This window comes from Sphingobium sp. JS3065 (assembly GCF_026427355.1).
In the GTDB taxonomy this organism is placed as follows: Bacteria; Pseudomonadota; Alphaproteobacteria; order Sphingomonadales; family Sphingomonadaceae; genus Sphingobium.
Map to the genome: position 1 here is coordinate 801,342 of NZ_CP102665.1, position 24,505 is coordinate 825,846.

Annotated in this window: 21 protein-coding genes and 3 pseudogenes; 17 read left to right on the top strand and 7 right to left on the bottom strand. The window is 61.4% G+C overall.

The window, feature by feature from the left end; genetic code table 11:
- Positions 1–5: 5 nt before the first annotated feature.
- Positions 6–1,193, top strand: a complete 1,188-nt coding sequence (locus tag NUH86_RS21060; protein WP_267252436.1) for an IS91 family transposase — start codon at positions 6–8, stop codon at positions 1,191–1,193.
- Between the two features lie 604 nt (positions 1,194–1,797).
- Here the strand turns inward: NUH86_RS21060 and NUH86_RS21065 are convergent.
- A complete protein-coding gene (locus NUH86_RS21065; RefSeq protein WP_267252437.1) occupies positions 1,798–2,820 on the bottom strand; it encodes an IS110 family transposase in 1,023 nt (340 codons plus the stop codon).
- Positions 2,821–2,912: 92 nt separating this feature from the next.
- Here NUH86_RS21065 and NUH86_RS21070 point away from each other — a divergent pair.
- From NUH86_RS21070 to NUH86_RS21080, 4 genes and pseudogenes are all read left to right on the top strand, one after another.
- Positions 2,913–3,663 (top strand): annotated as a pseudogene (locus NUH86_RS21070) (IS5 family transposase).
- Between the two features lie 49 nt (positions 3,664–3,712).
- Positions 3,713–4,229 (top strand): annotated as a pseudogene (locus NUH86_RS24920) (transposase); the annotation flags it as partial.
- Between the two features lie 145 nt (positions 4,230–4,374).
- Complete coding sequence (locus NUH86_RS21075; protein ID WP_267252438.1) at positions 4,375–5,187, top strand: transposase DNA-binding-containing protein; 813 nt, start codon at positions 4,375–4,377, stop codon at positions 5,185–5,187.
- Between the two features lie 125 nt (positions 5,188–5,312).
- Positions 5,313–5,897, top strand: a complete 585-nt coding sequence (locus tag NUH86_RS21080) for a hypothetical protein (RefSeq protein WP_267252439.1) — start codon at positions 5,313–5,315, stop codon at positions 5,895–5,897.
- Here the strand turns inward: NUH86_RS21080 and NUH86_RS21085 are convergent.
- Together NUH86_RS21085 and NUH86_RS21090 are read right to left on the bottom strand one after the other, a co-directional pair.
- Positions 5,830–6,009 (bottom strand): annotated as a pseudogene (locus tag NUH86_RS21085) (transposase domain-containing protein); the annotation flags it as partial. The gene NUH86_RS21080 and the pseudogene NUH86_RS21085 overlap by 68 nt on opposite strands.
- Positions 6,010–6,043: 34 nt before the next feature.
- The gene (locus NUH86_RS21090; protein ID WP_267252440.1) at positions 6,044–7,861 is read right to left on the bottom strand and encodes a flavin-containing monooxygenase; all 1,818 of its coding nucleotides are present in this window, start codon (positions 7,859–7,861) and stop codon (positions 6,044–6,046) included.
- Between the two features lie 455 nt (positions 7,862–8,316).
- Here NUH86_RS21090 and NUH86_RS21095 point away from each other — a divergent pair, with 455 nt between their 5' ends.
- Positions 8,317–9,078, top strand: coding sequence for an SDR family NAD(P)-dependent oxidoreductase (locus NUH86_RS21095; RefSeq protein ID WP_267252441.1), 762 nt, complete (start codon positions 8,317–8,319; stop codon positions 9,076–9,078).
- 33 nt (positions 9,079–9,111) lie between these two features.
- Here NUH86_RS21095 and NUH86_RS21100 read toward each other — a convergent pair whose 3' ends face one another.
- Positions 9,112–9,924: an IclR family transcriptional regulator domain-containing protein gene (locus tag NUH86_RS21100; protein ID WP_267252442.1), complete on the bottom strand. Its 813-nt coding sequence runs from the start codon at positions 9,922–9,924 to the stop codon at positions 9,112–9,114.
- A 129-nt stretch (positions 9,925–10,053) separates the two neighbouring features.
- Here NUH86_RS21100 and NUH86_RS21105 point away from each other — a divergent pair, with 129 nt between their 5' ends.
- From NUH86_RS21105 to NUH86_RS21120, 4 genes are all read left to right on the top strand, one after another.
- Positions 10,054–10,986 carry a 3-carboxyethylcatechol 2,3-dioxygenase gene (locus NUH86_RS21105; RefSeq protein WP_267252443.1) on the top strand — a complete coding sequence of 311 codons (933 nt, stop codon included), beginning with the start codon at positions 10,054–10,056 and terminating at the stop codon, positions 10,984–10,986.
- A gap of 48 nt (positions 10,987–11,034) precedes the next feature.
- Positions 11,035–11,901, top strand: a complete 867-nt coding sequence (locus NUH86_RS21110; protein ID WP_267252444.1) for an alpha/beta fold hydrolase — start codon at positions 11,035–11,037, stop codon at positions 11,899–11,901.
- 125 nt (positions 11,902–12,026) lie between these two features.
- Positions 12,027–13,739, top strand: coding sequence for a bifunctional 3-(3-hydroxy-phenyl)propionate/3-hydroxycinnamic acid hydroxylase (locus NUH86_RS21115; RefSeq protein WP_267252445.1), 1,713 nt, complete (start codon positions 12,027–12,029; stop codon positions 13,737–13,739).
- A 100-nt stretch (positions 13,740–13,839) separates the two neighbouring features.
- A complete protein-coding gene (locus tag NUH86_RS21120; protein ID WP_267253018.1) occupies positions 13,840–14,625 on the top strand; it encodes a fumarylacetoacetate hydrolase family protein in 786 nt (261 codons plus the stop codon).
- Between the two features lie 53 nt (positions 14,626–14,678).
- Here NUH86_RS21120 and dmpG read toward each other — a convergent pair whose 3' ends face one another.
- Complete coding sequence (dmpG, locus tag NUH86_RS21125) at positions 14,679–15,722, bottom strand: 4-hydroxy-2-oxovalerate aldolase (RefSeq protein WP_267253019.1); 1,044 nt, start codon at positions 15,720–15,722, stop codon at positions 14,679–14,681.
- Positions 15,722–16,660 (bottom strand): acetaldehyde dehydrogenase (acetylating), encoded by a 939-nt coding sequence (locus NUH86_RS21130; RefSeq protein ID WP_267253020.1) that lies wholly within the window; start codon positions 16,658–16,660, stop codon positions 15,722–15,724. Before NUH86_RS21130 ends, dmpG begins: the two co-directional genes overlap by 1 nt.
- A 122-nt stretch (positions 16,661–16,782) precedes the next feature.
- Here NUH86_RS21130 and NUH86_RS21135 point away from each other — a divergent pair, with 122 nt between their 5' ends.
- Entirely contained in the window at positions 16,783–17,553 is a 771-nt protein-coding gene (locus tag NUH86_RS21135) for an IclR family transcriptional regulator (RefSeq protein ID WP_267252446.1), read from the top strand.
- Positions 17,554–17,821: 268 nt separating this feature from the next.
- On the opposite strand, the gene NUH86_RS21140 is transcribed toward NUH86_RS21135, so the two are convergent.
- Entirely contained in the window at positions 17,822–18,112 is a 291-nt protein-coding gene (locus tag NUH86_RS21140) for a hypothetical protein (RefSeq protein WP_267252447.1), read from the bottom strand.
- Between NUH86_RS21140 and NUH86_RS21145 the strand changes: the two genes are divergently transcribed.
- The 6 genes from NUH86_RS21145 to NUH86_RS21170 all read left to right on the top strand — a co-directional run bounded on the left by NUH86_RS21145 (position 18,047) and on the right by NUH86_RS21170 (position 24,457).
- A complete protein-coding gene (locus NUH86_RS21145) occupies positions 18,047–18,892 on the top strand; it encodes a cyclase family protein (protein WP_323749038.1) in 846 nt (281 codons plus the stop codon). The genes NUH86_RS21140 and NUH86_RS21145 overlap by 66 nt on opposite strands.
- A gap of 58 nt (positions 18,893–18,950) precedes the next feature.
- Positions 18,951–20,660, top strand: coding sequence for an FAD-dependent oxidoreductase (locus NUH86_RS21150; RefSeq protein ID WP_267252449.1), 1,710 nt, complete (start codon positions 18,951–18,953; stop codon positions 20,658–20,660).
- A 115-nt stretch (positions 20,661–20,775) separates the two neighbouring features.
- Positions 20,776–21,618 carry an alpha/beta fold hydrolase gene (locus NUH86_RS21155; protein ID WP_267252450.1) on the top strand — a complete coding sequence of 281 codons (843 nt, stop codon included), beginning with the start codon at positions 20,776–20,778 and terminating at the stop codon, positions 21,616–21,618.
- 374 nt (positions 21,619–21,992) lie between these two features.
- Positions 21,993–22,448: a nuclear transport factor 2 family protein gene (locus tag NUH86_RS21160; protein ID WP_267252451.1), complete on the top strand. Its 456-nt coding sequence runs from the start codon at positions 21,993–21,995 to the stop codon at positions 22,446–22,448.
- A 200-nt stretch (positions 22,449–22,648) separates the two neighbouring features.
- Positions 22,649–23,419 (top strand): SDR family NAD(P)-dependent oxidoreductase, encoded by a 771-nt coding sequence (locus NUH86_RS21165; RefSeq protein ID WP_267252452.1) that lies wholly within the window; start codon positions 22,649–22,651, stop codon positions 23,417–23,419.
- 90 nt (positions 23,420–23,509) lie between these two features.
- Positions 23,510–24,457 (top strand): NAD-dependent epimerase/dehydratase family protein, encoded by a 948-nt coding sequence (locus NUH86_RS21170; RefSeq protein WP_267252453.1) that lies wholly within the window; start codon positions 23,510–23,512, stop codon positions 24,455–24,457.
- Positions 24,458–24,505: the final 48 nt, after the last annotated feature.

The window sequence follows — 24,505 nt, forward strand, 5'->3', positions numbered from 1 at the left end:
CCGCTGTGCGTCCGGAGCTGGAGGTGGCGGATATATTCCGCCGCCATGGCCCTCCTTACCGCATTGCCCATGACGGCCACCTTGGCCGCGTTGAACGGCGCGTCATGGCGGCGATCGAGCTGTGCCGGACCCCAGCGCTCGGCGGCCATGTCGAGGCCTGCGACAACTGCGGCCATAGCCGGGTCTCGTACAATAGTTGCCGCAATCGGCACTGCCCAAAGTGTCAGGGGATCGCGCGCGAACGATGGCTGGCCGCGCGCGAAGCCGACCTTCTGCCGGTGCCCTATTTCCACGTCGTATTCACCGTGCCCGCCGAGGTTGCGGCGATCGCCTATCAAAACAAAGTTCTGGTCTACGCCATCTTGTTCGACGCGGTGGCCGAGACGCTCAAGACGCTCGGCGCTGATCCCAAGCATCTCGGCGGCGAGCTCGGCTTTATCGCCATTCTTCATACCTGGGGGCAGACGCTCACGCACCATCCGCATATCCACTGCCTCGTTCCGGGCGGCGCACTGTCGGCCGACGGCTCCCGTTGGATCACCTGTAAACCGCGCTTCTTTCTACCGATCCCCGTGCTCTCGCGCCTTTTCCGCCGACTGTTCCTGGCGCGGCTACAGGCAGCGGATGAGGCCGGACGCCTGCAGTTCTTCGGGGCACTTGGCGGTCTCAGCGACAGCCGCGCCTTTGTCGCCACGCTCAGGTCGCTGCGCAAGATGTCCTGGGTGGTCTACGCCAAGCCGCCCTTTGGCTCACCGGCGCATGTTCTCGCCTATCTGGGCCGCTACACCCACCGCGTCGCTATCTCCAACAGTCGTCTCGTCAGCATGGCCGATGCAACCGTCACCTTCCGTTGGCGCGACTATCGGCATGGCAATGCCCAAAAGCATATGGCTTTGGCTGCCGACGAGTTTATTCGCCGGTTCCTGCTCCATACTCTGCCCGACCGCTTCCATCGCATCCGCCACTACGGTTTTCTCGCCAACGGGTGCCGTCGTGCCCGGCTTGCGACGATCCGCTCCCTGCTGGTGATTACGCGGCCGGTGACGTCCGACCACGACATCGCCTTGCCACATCCCAAGTGCGCCGATTTCGATCCCACCGTCTGCCCATGTTGCGGCGGGACGTTACGGATCGTTGCGACAATGCCGCGCGATACGGCGTGGCGAGCGCGCGGACCGCCGGCAAAGCCATGAACCAGCGTTATTTCCTCCCTGATCATGACGGCACCACGGCGACGCAGCCAACTGGCGCACGGAGGGCCGCAGTCATCCTCCGCCTAGACCGACATTACGGTACTTGCCGCTCACCCTTGCCCTCGCGCAACCATTGCCCACTTCGGCCTTCATACCGTCCCGGACGCCTCCGTCTCCGGTCAGCCCCCTCTCACGACCGCCTGTTCCTCGACAAGGACCGGGACAGAAGCCACTAACCCCATAGCGTCTGCCCAGCCAGCGAGTGCGCTCAATCCGGCTTCAATGAGGTCGCGCACCGCGCCATGACGCACAACCAACCCCGCGCGACCTCACAGAACCCTCTGGATTCATGTGTGGACGACCCCCGGTGGGCAAGGGCGATTTTCGGCAGATGATGCTTTTCCTGGTCAGGTTCATTCATGTGTCCGGCCTATTCGCGCGGCGCGAGAGGCCGCTGGCCATGATGGTGTCAGTGGATCGGATCCTCATCACTGTGTCGCGCTCGCGGCGCGGTGGATCACGCAGGTTGTTCCGATCCCCGGCTTGACCGAGTTGGCATCATTCGTTTCGTTCTCTCCTGCCCAGACTTTGTTCCGTGCGTGCTTCAGGCGATGGCCGGAGCCGCGCGGTAATCCTCCTCTCGCGTCATGACCGCCCAGGCGATCCTCGCCGTCTTGTTAGCGACAGCGACGCTCACCAGTCTCGCCGGCTTGCGCTCCAGCAGCCGGTCCGCCCAGATGCTGACGGCCGTCGTCTTGCGGCGGGTGTAGCGTAGGACAGCAGTGGCGCCGACAACGAGGAGATGGCGCAGATAGCGATCGCCCATCTTCGATATCCCACCCATGCGCTCCTTGCCGCCCGAGGAGTGTTGTTTGGGTACGAGCCCGAGCCATGCGGCGAACTGGCGACCCGAGCGGAAGACGCGGGCGTCGCCGACGGTTGCCGCGAGCGCGGTGGCGGTGATGAACCCGATCCCGGGGATCGTCTCCAGCCTACGGGAAGCAATGGTGGCGCGATGCCATCTCATCAGCTCGATCTCAATCGCGCGGATCTGCCCGCTCAGCCCCTCGATCATGTCAGCGATCAGCAGCAGGGTCTGGCGTGCGAGCTCCGGTACCAGCGCCGTGCCACTGGCAAGCGCTTCGACCAGCTCGCGAACATGCGCGCGACCCTTGGGCGCGATGACCCCAGACTCCGCCAGGTGCGCCCGCATCGCGCTGACTTGTGCGGTCCGCTGCCGGACCAGCAGATGGCGGGCACGATGCAATATCAACACGCTCTGAGCGTCGGCGGATTTGATCGGTACGAACCGCATCGTCGGCCGCCGCACCGCCTCGCAGATCGCCTCGGCGTCGGCTGCGTCATTCTTGTTCCGCTTCACATACGCCTTCACATAGGCTGGCGGCATCAGCCTTACCTCGTGACCAAGTGCCTGGAGCTGACGCGCCCAATGATGCGCCGTCGCGCACGCCTCGATGCCGATCAGGCATGGCTGCAGCTCGCCGAGCAGCGTGAGCAGCTGGTTCCGCTTGACCTTGCGCCGTAGCACCACCTTACCTTCGCAATCTACGCCATGGACCTGGAAAACGTTTTTCGCGATATCCAGTCCGATCGTGGTAATCTCCATGTGGGCGGCTCCTTCCTACTGATGGTCGATGACAGCACCATCATGGCGACTCGATGCCGTTTGGGTGGGGGCCGTCCACCTCATCACTTCAGATGGAACGCTTCGTACTGACCGATGCCCAATGGGCAAAGATGGAACCGCACTGTCCGGGTAAGCCGACTGACCCGGGGCGCAGCGGCAGGAACAACCGGCTGTTTGTGGAGGCGGTGCTTTGGATTGTGCGGACGGGCAGTCCGTGGCGCGATCTTCCTGCGATGTTCGGCAACTGGAGCACGGCGTTCAGAAGGTTTCGCGACTGGCGCGAAGCCGATGTTTTCAAGCGGATTTTCGATGCCCTGTCGGACGAGCCCGACATGGAATACGCATGGTTGATGCCACCATCGTCAAGGTTCACCGGCACGGCCAGGGCGCAAAAGGGGGACTCAGAGCCAGGCCATTGGTCGTTCCAAAGGCGGCATGACGACCAAGATTCTGGTGCTGACCGATGCCTTGGGCAATCTTGTGCGCTTCGAACTCCTGCCAGGACATCGCTACAATACGATCGGCGTTGCACCACTGATCGACGGCATCGACTTCGACGCACTGCTCGGCGACAAGGCCTTTGACTCCAACTGGATCATCGAGGAACTCGATCAGCGCGGAGCAAAGGTCGTCATCTCGCAGCATCCCGGCCGCGCCCAGAAGCTCAGGATCGACGCCGAAATGTACAAATGGCGCCACCTGATCGAGAACTTCTTCTGCAACCTCAAGGAGTTCAAGCGCATCGCCATGCGCGCCTGCAAAACCGACCAGAGCTTCTCTGCCATGATCTATCTTGCCGCAGCCGTCATCAACTCAAGATGAATCCCCACAACCCCTAGTTGTGTCAGTGTAAGCTGACAGATCATGTGCGATGGCGGTAGACGAGAACTGGCGGATCGATTTGGAGCGATGGCTGGATCCTTTTCTGGCGGGGCTATCGCATCCATCGCAGCGCCGGATCGCCCGCTTAATATTGCTGGTGTGATCGGTCCTGAAGGCCGCAAAGAGCGTGCAGCTGATGGCAGTCCGCGCCGGCGAGGTCGGCTACGACCAACTCCATCATTTTGTTGCGGTGGCATTTAGCACAGCGCGCCATTGGAAGCGGCTCTGCTGGCAGAAGCCGACCGACTGGTCGGCAGTGTTGATGCCTTCCTGGCATCGATGACACAGCGCTGCCGAACAAAGGGCGTCATTCGGTCGACGTGGCGTCACAATATGCCTCCTCGATTGGCAAGACGTCGAACAGCCAGTCGCTGGTGTCCGTGACGCTGGCGTCGGGAGAAGTGCCGGTGATGGTAGGTCTCCGGCTGTTTTTACCAGAAAGCTGGACGAGCGATCAGGGTCACATCCAGCGCCCGGCGCTAAGGCTGGAAAAGCGCGTCGCCCGCGTCAGCATGGCAAGCGCCGACGGAAGCTTTCAATTACCCACAAGTGGTCCGACGCCAGATTCCACTGATCGCAGCGGCATTGCGGCCAGGGAATCGGTTATGATTCCTGTTCGCACACAGGATCGCCGTTGCGAGGTGCACGATTGTGGTCGGGGGCTCGGAATCTCAGGCCTGGATCGATGACGAACTTGCTGCTTCGCGTTTTAGCGATGTGCGTCTTGGGCGTCGTCTGCGCCAGTTGGTGACGCAGATGGCGGGTGCGGTGGGCGGTCCAATTCCACTCGCTTGTCAGGACTGGGCCAACACCAAAGCCGCCTATCGCTTTCTCTCCAACTCCGATGTTAGCGAAGGTAAAATTCTGCATGGCCATTTCCAATCTACGGCATTGCGTGTTGCAGCCGTCGAGGGGCCGATCCTGGTTCTGCAAGATACCACCGAATTTTCATATGAACGCAAAAAGCCGGAGCAGGTTGGGGCCATCGGCTATGCCCCAAGCAAGCGCGAGACTGTCGGGATTGTCAGGCGACACACCATTTGCGGGCTGTTGATGCATAGCAGCCTGGTGGTGACGACCGAGGGACTGCCGCTCGGGTTGGCGGCGATCAAATTTTGGTCGCGCAGTAAATTCAAAGGCACCTCTGCGGTTAAGCGTCATATAAATCCGACGAGGGTACCGATCGAGGCCAAGGAGAGCATCCGCTGGCTGGAGAATATGCGCGCCTCCACAGCTCTGCTGGGCGAAGGCCAGCGCCTGATCCACATCGGAGATCGCGAAAACGACATTTATGAGTTCTTCTGTGCTGCGCGCGAAGCCGGAACCCATTTCCTGGTACGGACATGCGTTGATCGCCTGGCGGGCGATGGCAAACACACCATTACTGCTGAAATGGCGGACGCACCCATTGCAGGTCGCCACATGATTGAAATTGCCGATGGCGTGCCACCAGCCTGGCACTGAAATATAAGCAGATCCGGGTCTTACCGCTGATCGGAAAGCAGAAGCGCTACCCTGCGCTCGACCTTACCATAGTCCACGCTCAGGAACAGGATGTCCCGGAGAACCGATCTCCCATCGACTGGAAGATGATCACTGACTTCCCCATCACGTCGCGAAAAGGGGCGATCGAAAAGCTTCAATGGTATGCTTTGCGTTGGAAGATAGAGGTCTTTCACAAGATCCTTAAATCTGGATGCCGCGCAGAAGATGCCAAATTGCATATCGCAGAGCGGCTTGTGAACCTGCTCGCGATTTACTGTGTTCTGAGCTGGCGGATGTTCTGGATGACCATGATCAACTGCACTGCGCCCACAGCTTCGCCAGATATCGCGCTGCCCAAAGATGAAATCGACCTCATCGACCGCATTGTGATACAGCGGACGGGCCAACCACCGCCACGACAATTATCAAGTTACCTAACACAGATCGCCAGACTTGGCGGCGGGGGCGAAGCCGGGCCAGCCTTGGGTGAAGCTGGCCTCGATAGCCTTGTGATGGGCCAGGGCCGTAACGAGGCCGTGTTCGATCCGGGCCATGTCGGCGGCACCAGGCCGGGATCGCGGACCAGCGGCAGTTGCAAGGCGGGGGGCGGCGTCGCGGTGCTCATGCCGCCAGGGCACTATCGCGGGCCGCCTGCCAGCGCCATGGCAGGAGTTCGTCGATCCGGTTGATCGGATGGTTGCCGATCCGCTCGATGACATCGGTGAACCACGCCTCCGGCTCGACGCCATTGAGCTTGCAGGTCTCGACCAGCGAGTAGAACAGCGCCGAGGCATGCCCACCCTTGATCTGAGGCAGGCACCTGGGATGGCGACACTTACCCTTCAGCCTTCTCCAGTTCAGGCGAGGAAGCCATCGACGACGCGTGGGGCTTGCGGCGCAGCACATCTGGAATAACACCGTCGAGATCGGCCTTAATGAGCAAGGCGAGACGTTCCGACCCCGGCCGCATCTGGTTGATGCCGCCGCCGTTGAACCAGAGGCCGCGCTGTCCTGTCTGCCCCCAGATGTTGGCCCATTCGCCCTCCGCATCTAGCCGCGCCACTTCGCCGATTTTCTTGCCCACCTCGGCACCGAAGAAGTCGATCACTTCCGAGATGCGGCTCTGATATCCCGTGGCGAGAATGACGACGTCCGCCTCGAGAAAGCTGCCGTCCCTGAGCTTGGCGCCTTCGGGCACAAAAGTCTCGATCTGGTCGTACTGCGCAATCTTGATGGTACCATCGACGATCATCTCCGACGTACCGGTATTGAGATAATAGCCGCCGCCGGTTCGCAGGAATAGGTCGAGCCAGCCCTGACCGTTGACGCCGTCGCCCAGCTTGAGACCCCGGGCCTCGAGCTGCTTCAGGAGAGCGCCGTCAAGATCCTTCGCCATCTTATGATAGGTTTGGCTGGCCTTTTCGCGCAACGGGTTGATGAGGCCGATACCGTAGCGAATATCAACGAGCTCGGTCGGGATTTCGGGGTCGATATAGCCTGCATAGGCGAGATTGGCTGTCTCCACATTGTTGATGACGACAGCGCCGCGCTGGATCATCGTGACGTCGACTCCGCCCTCGGACAGATTTCGGGCAATGTCGTGGGCGCTCGTCGCTACGCCGACGATGATGGCTTTCTTGAAGTCGTAGTCCGAGCTTCTCGAATATTGCGACGAGTGCATGACCGGCCCGGCGAAGCGATCAAGGCCGGGCAGCCGCGGCATCGACGGCTTTCCGCCGATACCCCCGGTGGCCATGACGATGTGGCGTGGATGCAATACGCGCTCCGAACCGTCCGCAGTACGCACATGTGCGGTCCATCGACCAGTCGCCTCGTCAAACGTCGCGCCGGAAAATTCCGTCGAACTCCATACGTTGAGATCCATGTAGCGCGCATAGAGATCCAGCCATTCGCCCATGAGGTCTTTCGGCAGATATTCGGGATAGTGCGGCGGGAACGCCAGGAACGGAAACCCGTTCATCTCGATCGGATTGTGAAGCGAGAGAGAGTCGTAGCGCTTGTTCCAGCTGTCGCCCACTTTCTCATAACGATCGATATTGAGAACGCTGACCCCGAACCGTCGCAGATAGGCGGCCGTAACGACGCCCGACTGACCGGCGCCGATGACGATCACATCCGGTTCGGCATCGGCATATTGGCGCGCCTCGTCCCGATTTTGGAGCCAGGTCTGCCCTGGATAGCCGGGCTCGTAGCCACGGCCGCGCGGAAACGGCGGCGGCCGATCGATCGTGTGAAGGTCCTCGATCCGCGTGAAGATCGCGCGGGCCTGGAGTTCGCCGCCTTCTGCGGCAATTGCGTTCAGCAGCAGAACCGCAGAACCGGCTTTGGTTTCGAAGTCGAAAAACGCTTCGATGAAAGCAGCTTCGCCTTCACCCATCTGATGCGGCGCGGGCCATTTGTCCGAAATCTTGAAGTTCCGCGGCTCGGTCAGCGCGGCGAGTTCTAGAAGCTTCGCGACGACCTCGTCGCGCCCGTGAAACTGCCTGTAGTCGAACGTGAGCGCTCCATTGTCTCGAAAATAGGCCGGATCGCAGAAGATCGGCGTGAGCTGGGCAGCGTCCCTGGACTCCAAAGCCTTTTCGAATGCGGCAACCCAATCTGCGGCGGCGACCTGGATATTCACGTCTGTCATGGAGGCATCCCAGTTGAAACAAAAAACTCGATAGGTCGGGCTCAAGCTCCGCTCGGAGGCCCGCCGCACCATCGGGTTTCACAGGGAGCCTCTCCGATCTCGCAGCGTCATTAAGCCACCGTGCCCGCCTGCTTGAGATCGGGATAGGCCCTCGCCTCTGGCTCCGCAATGTCGATCACGCGTCTGTTCTCAATGCGAACACATATCAGAACGCTGACGGGCCGTTTCGCTCGGCCATTGGTCGGCATACCGCTAGAGCGCGCATCCTACCCCACGCCAAATCCCGCCCAGGTTCACTTTGCGAACATTTCAATGATCGCAGTTGCCGGCCCACAACCGAAAGCGCTAACGGACAGCGCGCCCGGCAGACCATGTCCCCGCGAGCCGACACCGTCGTGCGAGGAATGGGACGCAAGCGCGAGAGCGGCACGGAAGTCCCGGGCAGGAGAAGGATTATGGAAACCGTCGTTTACGCGAGCCTAGCAGATAAAGTCGCCTGGATATCGGGAGGTGCGAGCGGCATCGGCCGCGCCACAGCCTTGAGGATGGCGAAGAGCCGCAGCAAGATCGTCGTGGCCGATATGGACGATGCGCTCGGAGCCGAGACCGTGCGAAGCATCGAGGAGAACGGCGGGTCGGCAGTCTTCGCCAAGACCAACGTGTTGGACGATGAAAGCGTAAAGGCCAGCATCGCCAAAGCGGTCGAGCATTTCGGCGGACTTGACGTGGTCGTCAACTCCGCCGGTCGCACGAGCACCGATGATTATGACGACTTCGAGCGCAACGTCGACATGTTCCTGCTGGGCACCTGGCGCGCGATGCGGGCGAGCCTGCCGATCCTGCAGAGGACTGGCGGCGGTTCGCTAATCAACATCGCCTCCATCGCGGGCCTGACGGGATCGATCGGCCCGGCCGGTTACGGCCCCTCCAAGCACGGCGTGATCGGCGCCACCAAGGATGCCGCGCTCAAATATGCGAAGGACGGAATTCGCGCCAACGTCGTCTGTCCTGGCTATATCGAGACGCCGATGACCAAGCCGTTCCAGCCCACGCCGGAAGAGAGCGACGCGCTCATCAAGGAAAAGCTGCGCGTTCCCATGGCGCGTTGGGGGCAAGCGGACGAAGTCGCTGCGGTAATCACGTTTGTCGCATCGGACCAAGCCGCGTTCATCACTGGCCAGGCCATTGTGGTCGATGGTGGCCTGACAGCCCGTTGAGACGCACGGGGCCGCGCAGTTCGCCGCGTGCCCTCAATCTCCGGCGATGCTGTTTCGCTCCGCAAAATCTTTTAGCGAACGTTCAACCTCTCGCACGCACATTCTGAGCTTCTCAAGATAACGGTCCGCGGCCTGCTCGGTCGTCATGACACTTCTGAAGAATACGATGTTCACGGCGCCAGCGACACGCTCCTGAGCCGAACGGACTGGCATCGCGATGGCGCTTATCTTGGCTTCTGTCTGGCCCGCCGAGCTCGCGTAACCGCGGGCGCGGACAGTATCGAGCGTACGGTGCAATGTCTCTCGATTGCGAACGTCCTCGGCGTTGGAGCCGCCCATTCGTTCGATGATCGAGAGCGACGATTCCAGTTCGTCCTCGGCCATTCCGGATAAAATAGCGAGCCCGAGCGCGGATCGCATGAGATAACGCTCCTTGCCGACCATCCCTCGATGGATCGACATGGGGCTGATCTTGTGCGTCGAAAGCCGGATCAGGACCTTGCCGCCCTCGAAGCTCGCGAAGTCGCAAGGCCACAGAACGTCCTTTGAGAGTTCGAACAGCGATGGCCATGCGAACTGGGTAACGATGTCGTCATCCTTGAGAGCGTCGGCGAGATAGGCAAATTTCGTCGTCAGGGCGACCGCGCCGTCGTCGCTCCGACGCGTTACATAGCCCAGCTGCTCGAGCGTGTTCACGAGCCGGTAGGCCGACGAGCGCTGTATGCCGGCGGCAGCACTCAATTCGCCAACCTTAGCCCAGCCGAGCTCGCTCAGCATCTCGATCACACGCAAGCCGCGGACAAGCGATCGGACGTCTTTGTATGGATTGCGATCCTCTGGCTTCATGGCTTCTATCCGTTCACTAAGTGAACACCGCTGCAATTTGTGTTGCAAAAGGTCAAGGGGTTTTCGATCACTGGCGCCAAGATTTCGAAGGCGCCGGGGCGCGCTCAGTCGGGTCAGGGGAGATATGCCATGATAGTCGGAACTGTGTGCCTGTCACACAGCCCTTTGAAGGAAAGCAACCGGCCCGCCCCCGAAGTGGAGGCGCAATTCGACCAAGCGCTGCGCGATGTTGCAGCGTTTGTGGACGAGCGGAATCCGGACCTGGCGGTGATTTTCTATCCCGATCATCTGAACGGCTTTTTCTACCAGCTTCTTCCCTCCTTCTGCATCGGCATGGAAGGCGCGTCGGTCGGCGACTACGGCACGGCGTCGGGCCGATTGGACATTCCCACACAGCGGGCGGAGGCGCTGGCGCGCGCGGTCCTGGATGCCGGCGTCGATGTCGCCGTTTCCTACGACATGCAGGTCGATCATGGCGCCATTCAGGCGCTCGAATGGTTGTTCGAAGGTCGCGCCGGATTTCCGATCGTCCCTGTCTTCGTCAACTGCGCAGCGGCGCCCTTGCCCACTTTCGAGCGCGCGCGCGCCTTGGGGCGCGCGGTTGGAGACTGGGCGCGCGCCGCCCCGGAACGCATCCTCATCATGGGTTCAGGCGGTCTGTCGCACGATCCGCCGATGGCGTCCTTGAATACCGCAGGCCCAGAAGTTCGCCGTCGTCTGGTCAGTGGCGAGCCTCTCGCGCATGCGCAACGGTATGCGAGGCAGAGTCGCGCGAAGATTGAAGGGAAGGCGATGGTCGCGGGCCAGTCCTCGCTACTGCCTGCCAATGCGAAATGGGACCGCATGCTGCTGGATGCGTTCGTGGCCGGAGACCTTTCGATCCTCGATGCCGTCTCAGACGACGACATCGCCAAGATCGGCGGTCGAGGCGGACATGAAGCGCGGGCCTGGATCGCTGCGCTGGCCGCCCTGTCCCCCGGTTACCGAGCAAAGGTCCACTTCTACGAGGCAATCGACGCATGGATCACCGGAATGGGTATATTGGCCGCGACCGAAAGCTGAGTCCGGCCATCGCCAATGTATCAGGCAATAGGCAGCGAGAGTGCACATATGAGTGAATTTCACAATTCGGTCTGGGCGGATCTTACCGCCGCATCGTTCTCACAAGGCTATATCGATGCCGGCGGGATCAAGACGCGGTTCATATCATCAGGATCGCCCGACAAGCCATTGCTCATCCTGATCCACGGTACAGGCGGCCACGCCGAGGCCTACAGTCGGAACTTCGCATCCCATGGCGAGCATTTCTGGACGGTCGCGATTGACCTTATCGGTCACGGATGGAGCGACAAGCCTCAAAGCGGGTATGAAATTCCCGATTACGGCGCTCACGTCCTGGCGGTAATCAAGGCGCTCGGTCGCGAGAAGGCCCATATCTCAGGCGAGTCGCTTGGCGGATGGGTCGCGGCCTGGATTGCCTTGCATCACCCGGAGAAGATCGATCGCCTCATTCTCAACACGGCCGGAGGCTGGACGGCGCATCCCGAAGTGATGGAGCGCATCAAGAAGCTTTCGATGGAGGCCGCCCGCGATCCCAATCCGGATCGGATACGTTCGCGCCTGGAGTTCCTCATGCACGACGTTTCGAAGGTGAACGACGATCTGGTCGAGACGCGCCGCGCTATCTACGCGCAGCCCGGCTTTCCGGAAGTGATGGAAAGGGTGCTGTGTCTTCAGGATATGGAAACCCGGCGAAAGCATATGTTCAGCGACGAAGAATCTGGCCGCATCGCCGCGCCAACGCTCGTTCTGTGGACCTCGCATGATCCGACGGCATCGCCCGAAGAGGGACGCCGCATTTCCGAACTCATCCCCAATGCACGCTATGAAGTCATGAATGGCTGCGGACACTGGCCGCAGTTCGAGGATCCGGAGAAGTTCAACAAGATTCATCTTGATTTCCTTCTCGAAAGTTGAAGCGAAAACGGTTTCCGACCGGCGATGGGTATTCGGGGCGCCGATACCTGTCCCAGCTTTCGCGACAGCGGCGACGCGACGACCGCAAAAGGACAATTAGGCCAATGCAGCAAGGAACGGGGCAAATGACGGAAGAGGTCGATGTCGTCATCATCGGCGCAGGACCAGTGGGCCTCACGATCGCCAACTATCTGGGCTGCATGGGCGTCAGCGCAGTCGTGCTGGAGCAGCGTGACAAGCTGATCGACTATCCGCGCGGCGTGGGCATGGATGACGAATGCCTTCGCAGCTTCCAGGCAATCGGACTCGGCGAGGCGGTAGCGCAGCACACCACGCCGGGTCAGAAGATGCGCTTCCTTACGATGACGGGGAAAACCTTCGCCCTCATCGATCCGCAGACGCGCGAGTTCGGCTGGCCCCGCCGGAATTCGTTCATCCAGCCCATGGTGGACGAGATATTGTACGAGGGTCTTCAGCGTTTCGACTGCATATCCACCTGGTTTGGAACTGAGCTGCTGTCATTCGAACAGACCGGAGACGCAGTTCAACTGCAGGTGCAGCAAGGCGATACCCGCCTTTCGATCCGGTCGCGATGGCTCGTGGGTTGCGATGGCGGGCGAAGCATCGTCCGGAAGTCGCTCGATATCGGATTCGACGGCATCACCGATTCGACGCGATGGGTGGTCATCGACATTCTCGACGATCCGCTGGGATTGCCCGATTCCTACCTCCATTGCGTGCCGTCGCGCCCATATGTCTCGATCGCGCTGCCCCATGGAATGCGGCGCCTGGAGTTCATGGTCTTCGGCGACGAAACAGAGGAAGAGCTTTGCTCGCCCGCCGGCATCCAAAGCCTGTTGAAACGAGCGCTTCCCTTTCCCGAGCGCGCCAACGTGCTGAGATCACGGGTCTACACCCATAATGCCCGGCTTGCGCAGCATTTCCGCAAAGGCAATGCCCTGATCGCCGGCGATGCGGCCCATCTCATGCCTGTCTGGCAAGGCCAGGGCTACAATAGCGGAATACGCGACGCGACGAACCTGGCGTGGAAGCTCGCGATGGTCATTCGCGGCGAGGCCTCCGCAGACATCCTCGAAAGCTACGAGTCCGAACGGCGCGAGCATGCCAAGGCGATGATCGATTTGTCCGTGACTGCGGGCCGCATCTTCGCCCCAACCAACAAATTTGTTGCGTGGCTTCGCGACCGCATCGCGCTGGCGCTCAACGCCATCCCTCCGGTGAAGCGCTATTTCGTGCAGATGCGCTTCAAGCCGATGCCGCGCTTCACCAAGGGTATCGTTTTGACGAATGCGTCCGGTCAGCCTGAAGGACGGACGACCGGCCGGCTCTTCCCGCAGCCCATGGTCATCGCCCAGGACGGCAAATCGATCCGCTTCGATGACGTCATAGGGATCCGTTTCGCAATCGTGTCGTGGGGAACAGATCCGCAATTGCACCTGTCCGAGGCTGGCCGCGATTACTGGCGAACGCTCGGTGCCCGGTTCATAGCCGTGGTTCCGGAGACCCAGCTCAACAATTTCAGAGGAACGGTTCAGGACGGCACCATCATGATTGGGGACGCGCAAGGCGTTCTCCATGAATGGTTCGCCCACCAAGATGCGGACGGCTCCATCGTGGTGCTGCGACCCGACAGGGTCGTAGCCGCCATCGTGCAGCCCCAGCACCTTGAAGCCGCCAGCGGACGGCTGATGTCGATGATCGGCGACCGAACCTCTCAGACGCAATGTGCCCCCGACGGTCCCAAGCCGACGCCAGCCCAGCGCGATAAAGGCGAACGCGGCGCACCGATGTCGGTGACGTTCCGGGAGCGTTACTGACGCAACATGAAGGATCATGGCGTCGAGCCGCCATCAGGTCGACGCTGAACGTGGAGCCTTGGGCCGCCCCGCGCGGCTGGCGAGAGAGAGGGGACGTGAAATGAACGAAGGCAGTCTGTCGCGGCAATTCGCAGATGAGCTGTTCCGCGCTTTGCGTGCATGCCGCACCGTTGCCCCCCTGCGTGACAGAGCATCGCTCACGATCGACGACGCCTACAATATATCGCTCGGCATTCTGGCGCTGCGCGAAGCCGAAGGCGAACGTGTAGTCGGCAAGAAGATCGGCGTCACGTCGAAGGCCGTGCAGGACATGCTTGGCGTGGATCGACCCGACTTCGGTTTCCTCACCGATCGCATGCAGGTAGCCCCGGACGCTCCTGTGCAGATAGCGGGAAACCTGATCGCGCCGCGCGCAGAGGCCGAAATCGCATTCATTCTCAAATCCGACCTCATCGGCCCAGGCGTCACCGACGACGACGTTCTCGATGCGACCGAAGCGGTGTGCGCCTGCTTCGAGATCGTCGACAGCCGGATCGAGAACTGGAATATCCAGATCATCGACACGGTGGCGGACAATGCGTCCTGCGGCGTGTTCGTGCTCGGCGATCAGCGGATCGACCCGCGCAGCCTCGACCTCCCCTCGCTCAGATGCGAAGTCTTCAAGAACGGCGTACTGATCTCCGAGGGTTTTGGTTCGGCCGTCCAGGGCTCACCGCTCACAGCCGTCGCCTGGCTCGCGAACACGCTTGGGGCTTATGGCGTGCCATTGAAGGCGGGTGAAATCATACTTTCCGGCTCGCTTGTCCCGCTTGCACCGGCTGCAGCCGGGGACACGTTCGTCACGAAAATCGACGGCATCGGAGAAGCGCAGGTTCGCTTCTGCTGATCTGCGGGGAGGCGCCATCGGCGCCCCCCCCCATCCCGTCTCCGAGCAACCTCTCACGCCGACTGTCGTGCCTTCAGCATGTCGAGCGCGACATCGACGATCATGTCCTCCTGACCGCCGACCATCTTGCGCCGTCCCAGCTCGACGAGAATCTCGCGCGTGTCGAGACCGTAGGTTTCGCTCGCCTTTTCCGCGTGGCGAAGGAAGCTTGAATATACGCCGGCATAGCCCAAGGCGAGCGTTTCGCGATCGACTCGCACCGGCCGGTCCTGCAGTGGACGCACCAGTTCCTCGGCCGCGTCCATCAGCGCCATAACGTCGCATCCGTGGCTCCAGCCCTTGCGTTCCGCGGCAGCGACGAAGACTTCGAGCGGTGCGTTTCCTGCCCCCGCGCCCATTCCGGCGAGGCTGGCGTCAATCCGTACGGCCCCGCACTGCGCGGCCACGATGGAGTTTGCCACGCCGAGCGACAGGTTGTGGTGCGCATGAATGCCACGCTGCGTGTCGGATCGCAGCACGCGATCATAGGCTTCCAGCCGGGCCTTCACGCCGTCCATGTCGAGTGCACCGCCGCTATCGGTGACGTAGACGCATTGCGCGCCGTAGCTTTCCATAAGCAGGGCCTGAGCCGCCAGCGCCTCCGCATCGATCATGTGGCTCATCATGAGAAAACCCGAAACGTCCATTCCGAGGTCGCGGGCGATGCCGATATGCTGCTTCGAGACGTCCGCCTCAGTGCAATGGGTGGCGACGCGGACGGACCGAACGCCGATATCGTATGCGCGCTTCAGTTCCTCGACCGTGCCGACGCCCGGAAGAATGAGCGTAGTGAGCACACTTCGTTCAAGAACATCGGCAACCGCTTCCAGCCATTCCCAGTCCGTGTGCGCGCCAAAGCCATAGTTGAAACTCGCTCCCGAAAGCCCATCACCATGCGCCACCTCGATCGCGTCCACGCCAGCCTTGTCGAGCGCCGATGCGATCGCCCTCACATGGTCGACGCCATACATGTGCCGAATGGCATGCATGCCGTCACGAAGAGTGACGTCCTGGATGTAGAGCTTTTCGCCGCCATCCACATTGTAGCGCTTGCTCATCATGCGGCCTCCTTTGCGAGAATACGCTGAGCGAGCAATTCGCCCGTCGCTTTTGCTGCAGCGGTCATGATGTCGAGATTGCCGGAATAGGACGGCAGATAGTCGCCCGCTCCCTCGACTTCGAGAAGTATCATCGTCTTGAGGCCCGTAAATTCGCCCATCCCAGGGATTTTGAGTCGGTTGTTGTCGCCGAACCGCTCGAACTGGACTTGCTGTTTGAGCCGGTAGCCCGGAACATATTTCTGAACTTCAGCGACCATCGCTTCGACCGATGCGCGGATCGTTTCCTCTTCCGCGCCTTCAGATAGCGTGAACACAGTGTCGCGCATGATCATCGGCGGTTCTGCCGGATTGAGGATGATGATGGCCTTGCCCTTGGATGCGCCGCCGACCGCTTCGATGGCCCGCGCTGTCGTGCGCGTGAACTCGTCGATATTGGCGCGCGTGCCGGGACCCGCAGATCGCGACGACACCGAAGCGACGATCTCCGCATAGTGGACCGTCGCGACCCGACTCACGGCTGCGACCATCGGAATGGTCGCTTGACCGCCGCAAGTCACCATGTTCACGTTCGACGCGCCGAGATTGGCTTCCATGTTGACGGGGGGCACGATGAACGGGCCGATGGCGGCCGGGGTGAGGTCGACGACCTGAATTCCGTCTGCTCTGAGCGCTTCGTCGTGCACCTTGTGGGCGTAGGCGCTGGTCGCATCGAAGGCGATGCCAAGTTCCGCGTAGCAGGGAAGGTTCTTCAGACCGTCGAGACCCTCATGCGTGGTCGCGATGCCGTGGGAACGGGCCATCGCGAGCCCTTCGGAGTTGGGATCTATGCCGACGACGGCGGCCAGTTCCATGTTTTGGGGATATTTTATCATCTTCATCATCAGGTCGGTGCCGATATTGCCGGAACCTATGATGGCGGCCTTCACTCTCGCCACTGGCGGCCTCCTCTCAGGATGTTGGATATGCCGTCGCCTCGCGGTGGGCGACATCGTCGTCATTCTCCTTTTAAGAGGGGCTGACAACGGCACGTCTTGAGCTTACTTCCAAAGAACGGAAATTGACGAATGGAAGCTTACAGCAGGTGCCGATTGAAAACCCGCATCTCATAGAGAAAACGCTCGACATCCTCGAAGCTGTCGGCGCACTCGGCAGCGCGTCCATGCCGCAGATACAGGCACAATGCGGGCTGTCTACCACGACGACACATCGCATCATGCAGTCGCTTGCGCGTCGCGGATACCTGTTTCGGGCGGGACGCGGAAACTTCCGCCTAGGTCGTGCGCTGCTCGCTTTGGCAGACAGAATCTCCAGTCATGATATCCTGGCCGCTTCTGCGCGCCCCTGTTTGCAGCGGCTGTCGAAAGAGACGCGTTGCCATTCGCATCTGGGAGTCTGGGAAGACGGGATGGTCACCTATCTCGTAAAGCAACGGTTTGGACGCACCCGTGTCCATTCCGCCGAAGGGATGCAGCTCGAAGCCTATTGCTCCGCGCTGGGCAAAATACTCCTCGCAGCGCTACCCGACGATATCCTTGATAGATATCTGGAGGACGGTGCGTTCGTGGCGCTCACGTCGAAGACGATCGTCGACCCCGGTGAAATCCGAGACGAGATCGAGCGCGTAAAACAGCGCGGCTGGTCTATGGACGACGAGGAGATCATGGATGGTCTGCGATGTGTAGCCGTGCCTGTGCGTGACATTAGCGGAACCATTATCGCGGCGGTTTCGATCAGTAGCATAGACGCCGCCCGGTCCGGGCCGGATGTGACGGCCCTGCTCCCGACTCTCTTCGATGCCGCCAAGGAGATCGAGGGCAAAGGGCCTTGAAGGGGAAACGGTCGCCGGCGTCGGCCCATCGGCTGCTCGGACCGTCGGCGAATGACGGCGCCTGATCAAGTATACAGCGCTCTCAACGGATATGCGCGTTCGCGATGTGAACAGCTTGTCGAAAGCTGTTGTTGCGCCACAAATCCCTTCCTATCGATTTTCTATAATTGGCGTTGCCGAGCCGGCGATGTCAGGGAGAGGACGATGGTAGATCATTTCATCCGGTCGGCAGAAGCGGAGAGCCGCGTGCCTCACCGGCCTTTCCGGCTCAGCCGGGCGTGCGCCCGGTCTCTTCAAGCGCGCGCACGATCCACCCCTTCTCGCTTCCAAGAACATGCCCCCGAAAGGACAGTTTGCGATGTGTGACCAGCATGATCACGGCCATGACGCCGATCGTCGGGTGAGCGCACTCCTGGCGAACGCGCCCAGAAACTGGGGACGATGGGGGGATGCCGACGAGGTCGGTTCGCTCAATTTCCTGACGAACGCGGAAGTGCTGCGTGGCGTCCGTTCGGTCAGGCAGGGGAAAGTCTTCACGTGCGGAGAGGTCATCGGCCATCCCGACGGCGACCCCCTGTGGCCGGGCCGTGCTCCCGCCAGGCGCGAAATGACCGTGGACAAGGACAGTTACGTCCGTGGCGACATGGCTCCCCTCCCCGGGGGCGCCGAATTCGCGGACGACCGGATCGATATGTTCCTGCAGGGTTCGACTCAGTTCGATGCCCTTGGGCATGTCTGGTATGACGATCAGCTCTGGAATGGCTACCCGGCCTCCGGAACCGTGGGTGGTCTGCGCAAGGCCTCGATCCTGCCGGTAGCGCAGCGCGGCGTCGTCGGCCGGGGCATTCTGCTCGATATGGCGACCTATATGGGTAAGCCCTATCTCGAAAAAGGCGATCTCTTCGGGCTCGAGGATCTGCTCGATTGCGCCAAGCGGCAGGGCGTCACGATCGAGAAGCACGATATCCTCTGCCTGCGCCTGGGCTTCCTCCAGCTCTTGCGCGTGCAGGGGCCTGAGCTCTTCTACCAGGACTTTCTCGAGCCGGGCCTCACCTACTCGCCCGAACTGGTAGACTGGTTCTACGAGATGGAAATCCCGTGTCTGTCGACAGACACGATTTCCAACGAAACCGAACTCGATCCTGCGATCGGCGTGCAGATTCCGTTGCATTGCGCGCTGATGCGCAACCTCGGCGTGACGTTCAACGAAGTCTGCAATTTCGAAGCGCTCGCGCAGGATTCGCAAGCAGACGGTCAATGGGATTTCCTCTATGCTGCGGCGCCGCTCAAGGTTGCGGAGGCCGCCGGCGCGCCCGTCAACGTTCTGGCGATCAAATGAGACCGCGTATCGACATAGCAGCGGGCCGGTACCGGCTCGGCGAGATGGACGGTCGGGCGTGAACAAGATCTACGACCTTGTCATCGCCGGATCGGGAGCAGCTGGGCTCTCGGCCGCGATTCTGGCGCACGCCAAAGGTCTGAGTGTGCTCGTCATCGAGAAGACGAACCTGATCGGCGGCACCAGCTGCTATTCGGGCGGCGTCGCGTGGGTCCCCACCAGCCAGCACAATCTCGCGACCGGCATTTCCGACAGCATGGACCAGGCGGCCCTCTATCTCGACAGCACCGTACGCAACGATCACGAGCGGGACGCGCGCGTGGAGTATCTCCGACGTGGTGCGGAGGCTATCGCCTCTCTTGAACGGGAGACCGGACCGCTCTTCTACGTGCGGGCGATCAACTCGCCCGACTACTACCCCGACGCAGACGGCGCATCGCAGGAAGGCCGCGCGATGACGCCGCTGACGGTGGATGGCCGGGTTCTCGGCGCCCATTTTCGCGACCTCAGGGCGCCGCTTCCCGAACTCTGCCTGTTCGGGCGGCAGATGCTCGAACTGATGGACGTGTATCATCTCCTCAACGCGCGCCGCTCCTTCAAATCAGCCGTTCACACCGCCAAGCTGCTATTGCGGGACTTGCGCGACCGAACGGTCTACCGCCGTTACGGGCGAGGCACGCGGCTAACGGGCGGCAACGCGCTTGTCGCCAATCTCTATCGCACCGTGCTCGCACGCCAGATTCCGGTATTACGCGAGACAAGTCTCGTCGATCTGGTGAAAGACGGCGACGTCGTGACCGGCGTCGTGGTCAGGCGCGCAGGACGGCGAGAACAGATCCGCGCGCGACGCGGCGTCATCCTCGCAACGGGTGGCTTCCCATGGAGCAAGCCACTTCGCGAGACGATGATGGAGGATGCGCCCATCGGCTTTTCCGCGACAAGCCCCGACAGCACCGGTGACGGGATCGCCATAGCCATCGCCAAGGGCGCAAAGCTGGACGCCGACAATGTCGAGCCGGCCTTCTGGTCGCCGGTATCGACGGCGAAGCGTCCCGATGGCACGGTGGCGCGCTTTCCTCATCTCATGGCCGATCGCGCGAAGCCGGGGCTGATAGCGGTCAACAAACACGGCAAGCGCTTCTACAATGAAGCCGAGAACTATCATGACTTCGTTCGGGCGATGCTCGGCCGGTTGAACAACGAGGACCAACAGCCGGTCCACTTCATCTGCGATGCGGACTTTGTGAGCAAATATGCTTTCGGCTCAGTGCCGCCCCTGGCGTCCGAACGCCGTCGGGCGGTACGATCAGGGTATCTCATCAAGGCGGCCACGATCGCCGAACTGGCCGGTAAGCTGGGACTGGAGGCAAGCGCTCTGCAGGAGACCATCAACCGGCTGAACGTCGATGCGGCGGGAGGCGTCGACACCGAATTCGGCAAGGGCGCAAGCGCCTACAACCGCTATCTCGGGGATGCGGGCAACCTGCCCAATCCCTGCCTTGGGCCGATCGCCAAGGCTCCTTTCTACGCTATTCGCGTGCATGTGGGCGACATCGGCACGGCCGCCGGCCTTGCTGCGGATATTCACTCGCGAGTCATGGACGAGCGCGGCGAACCTATACCCGGACTCTACGCCTGCGGAAACGACCGCAACTCCATCATGGGCGGCTTCTATCCCAGCGGCGGCATCACGATCGGCCCGGCCCTCGTCTTCGCCTTCCTCGCGGTCGAACATGCGGCGCGTCCCCAATCGACGCGCGCTGCTTGAAAGCGCGAGAGCCGATGCCCCTCGCTCCGCCTGTCGACGGGGCTGCGCGGCCCTTCCAAATTCCAGCCCTTTATGGGCAGGCTCTTCGGCCTGCCACATCGAACAGGAACCCGACATGACACACAGCACCGGCGCGGCGCCGTTCGAACGCAAGGAAATCCTCGTCGACGGTATCGAGACAAGTTATCTCGAAGCAGGATCGGGCTCCCCGGTCCTACTGCTGCACGGCGGCGAATTCGGCGGTGAGGCCGAAGTGTGCTGGGAGCACACTATCCCTGCACTCGCGAAGCATTTTCGCGTCATCGCTCCCGACCTCCTCGGTTTCGGGCAGACGGCGAAGATCATCGATTTCGTCGATGGCCGCATGCGCCGCATTCGTCATTTCGCGCGGTTCGTTGATGTTATGGGCGTGACCGGCGCGCCTTGCATTGGCAACTCCATGGGCGGCATGCTGCTGCTCTTCGATGCGGGATCGACACCCCCATTACTCAAGCCCCGGAAGATCGTGAGCATCAACGGCGGTGGCGCCCTTACAGAGTCCGAGCATACGAACGCGCTCTTCGCCTATGACGGCTCCACGGAAAGCATGCGCAAGGTGGTCGAGGCGCTCTTCCACGGGGAGCGGTGGTATCGGGACGACGCCTATATCGAGCGGCGGCGGGCGACCAGCCTCGCGCCGGGCGCCTGGGAAGCGATCGCCGCGGCACGATTTCGACGGCCCAAGGAATATCAGGAAGCCCGCGCGCCTTCGGGTATCGACTACGCCCGTATCGAAGCCGAGACACTCGTGATCGCAGGCGAGCGCGACAAGATCAAACCACACGGCTGGTGGGAGGAGCTGACGAGCCAGATGGCGAACGCGCGGGCCGCCATCGTACCCGAAGCCGGACACTGCCCGCAGATTGAACAGCCCGCCATCGTGAACCGGTTGCTGCTCGATTTTTTGACGGCACCCTGACCAACGGAAGCGACCAGGGCGCCGCGACGACATCAAGCGTGGCCGGAGAGGGACAATGACATGAACGGGGGGCATCGGCTCGCCATCGGAACCCGGCTCTATGCGGCGATCCTGTTGGTCATCTCGCTGCCACTGATTGGCGGAGGCGCCTATCTGCTTTGGCTAGGCGGCTCAGGCGACCCCGATCACCTATATCTCGCCGCGAAGCGGAAGGCAGTTCGTCGCGATCGCCGCAGGCGGCAACCCGATATTGGGCTCCGTGCTCGGCGACTACGTCGTCGCGTACGCGCTCGAGAAATAAAGGCGGGGCCATCGTGCCCGGGCATCACCACACAACCGCGCGATCAGGACGAATCCTGGAATGGAGAAAGACGATGGATCCAGTCGAGATGCTGACAGCGATCGAGGATATCCGGACACTGAAGGCGCGCTATTTCCGATGCGTCGATACCAAGGCATGGCGAGAGTTCAGAACGCTCTTCACCGATGACGCGATCCTCGACTTCCCCGAGAATGATTTCAATGCCTGCCCGATCGACACCTTCATCGGGTTGGCCGAGGAATTCCTCGCCGGCGTCTGCAGCATCCACCACGGTCACACGCCGGAGATCGTCATCGAGGACACGACGCGCGCGCGCGCGATCTGGCCTATGGACGACAGCCTGTACTTTCCCGCCGATCCGCCACGCTCGCACAATATGGCGCATGTGCGCGGCTACGGCCACTACCATGAGACCTATGTCCGCGATGACGGTGTCTGGCGCATCCGCACCTTGCGACTGTCCCGCTTGCGCCTAGAACGGGTGCTGAACCCGCAGGCAGTCGCCTGAGTGTCAACACGCGCGCGCCGTCCTTCTCGCCTGGCTACCCAGGTCTCGGCGACCCCTGCCGCCAAAGAAACGGAACGTCGCAACACGTCCGAGCCTTCACGCGCGGGATCGTGATTTTGACCTTCATTTTGCCAATCTGATCCATCGCGCCCGAGAGCCTTCAACTTCGCGACGGGCGGATGTAACAGGCGACACTCAACATGCTGGAGAGCGATATGCGACTTCGTGGAAAAACCGCCGCGATCACAGGGGCTGCAGGCGATATCGGGCAAGCGCTGGCTCGACGTTTTTCCGAGGAGGGCGCACGGGTCGCCCTGATCGACCGCGACGAAGCCGGTCTGGCGACGATCGGCGCCGCGTTCGGCGAGACGGCTACCACCGTTGCGGCCGACATCACCGATGAAAGCGCCGTCCGCGCCGCCGCCGATGCGGTGAGATCGGCATTTGGTCATGTCGACATCCTGATCGCCAATGCCGGTATCGAGCAGTCGTATTCCACAGTAACAGACTTGAGTCGGGAGGAATTCGACAGGGTCGTGTCCGTCAATCTGACTGGAGCATTTCTAACGGCGAAGCATTTCATGCCGATCGTAGCGGACGGCGGGAGCGTCATCTTCACCTCGTCCATCGCCGGCTTGATGGCGTTTCCAGCCTATTCGGCATACTGCGCGAGCAAGGCCGGCCTCATCGGCCTGATGCGATCGACATCCCTTGATGTCGCCAGCCGCCGCGTTCGTTGCAATACGATCCACCCCGGACCGGTGAAAAGCAAGATGCTCGCGCGTTCCGCGCACGAGGCGACCGATGGTGGCGACACCGACGGGTGGTACGCAGCGATGGCGGGAATGGCGAAGATGGGTCGGCTCGTCGAACCCGAAGATGTGGTCGGGCTGGCGCTCTTTCTTGCGAGTGACGAGAGCGCGATGATCGCCGGCCAATCCATCGCGGTCGATGGGGGCATTGTACAGTAAAAGGAAAGCCCGGACCAATATCGACCCGGGCTGGTTGGAACGACCGCGGTTTTCAGAGAAAACCGCAGAAAATCGGAAAGAGAAGCCATTATGAAAGCCCTCGTCATCGGCGCAACCGGATATGTCGGATCCCATGTCGCGAAGACCTTCGCACAGCGCGGCTACACTGTGTCAGGTCTCGCCCGCACGCCGGAGAATATTCGGAGCCTGGAAGAGCAGGGCGTCGCGCCGGTGGAAGGAAGTTTCGACGATTTGAGCGCGCTCAAGCGGATCGTCGGCGGTTATGATGTCGTGGTCATGGCCGCGATGGTCCCGTTTGACGACGAGTTGAGTGTCATGGACGCGCTCGTCGAGGGCTGTACCCAAGGCGACACCCAGAATCTCCTTTTCACGTCGGGTTCCGGCGTGCTCTCGATAGAATCGCTCGACGGTCGCTGGTCGCAATATACGTTCGCCGAGGACGACCCATTTCCATTCCCCGCGCGGCCCAACCGCGCGATGCGAATCCAGACCGAAGAGCGCGTTCGGTCGGCTTCGACCGAAAGGCTTCGCACCTATGTGATTCGTCCGCCGCTGATCTACGGGAACGGCGGAAGCATCCAGATTCCGCAAATTTTCGAATCCGTTCGATCAACCGGGCATGCCTGCTATCTCGGCCATGGTCTCAATCTCTATTCCGCCGTCCACGTCGAGGATCTGGCGGAGGCCTATGCTCTTGCGGTGGAGAAAGGCACGCCCGGCGCATTATATCATACCGTCAGCGGAGAAGCGAACTTCCGCAGCATCGCTGAGGCCGTGGCGCAAGTGACCGGGACGACCACGAGGAGTCTGGATTACGCGCAGGCCTGCGAACTGTGGGGTAAATTCTGGGTCGATATCGCTCTTGCGGTAAACAGCCGTTCGATCGCCAAGCGCACCGTCGCAGATCTTGGTTGGCAACCAAAACATATCGACGTCATTGAGGATATCCGGAGCGGATCCTATGCTCGGAAATTTCAGGGGGGCCTTGAGGCCTACAGCTGGCAAAGCCACGGTTGAGGAGAGCGCGCCACGGTCGAACGCGCTGCCTCGTCAACCGCCATCGCC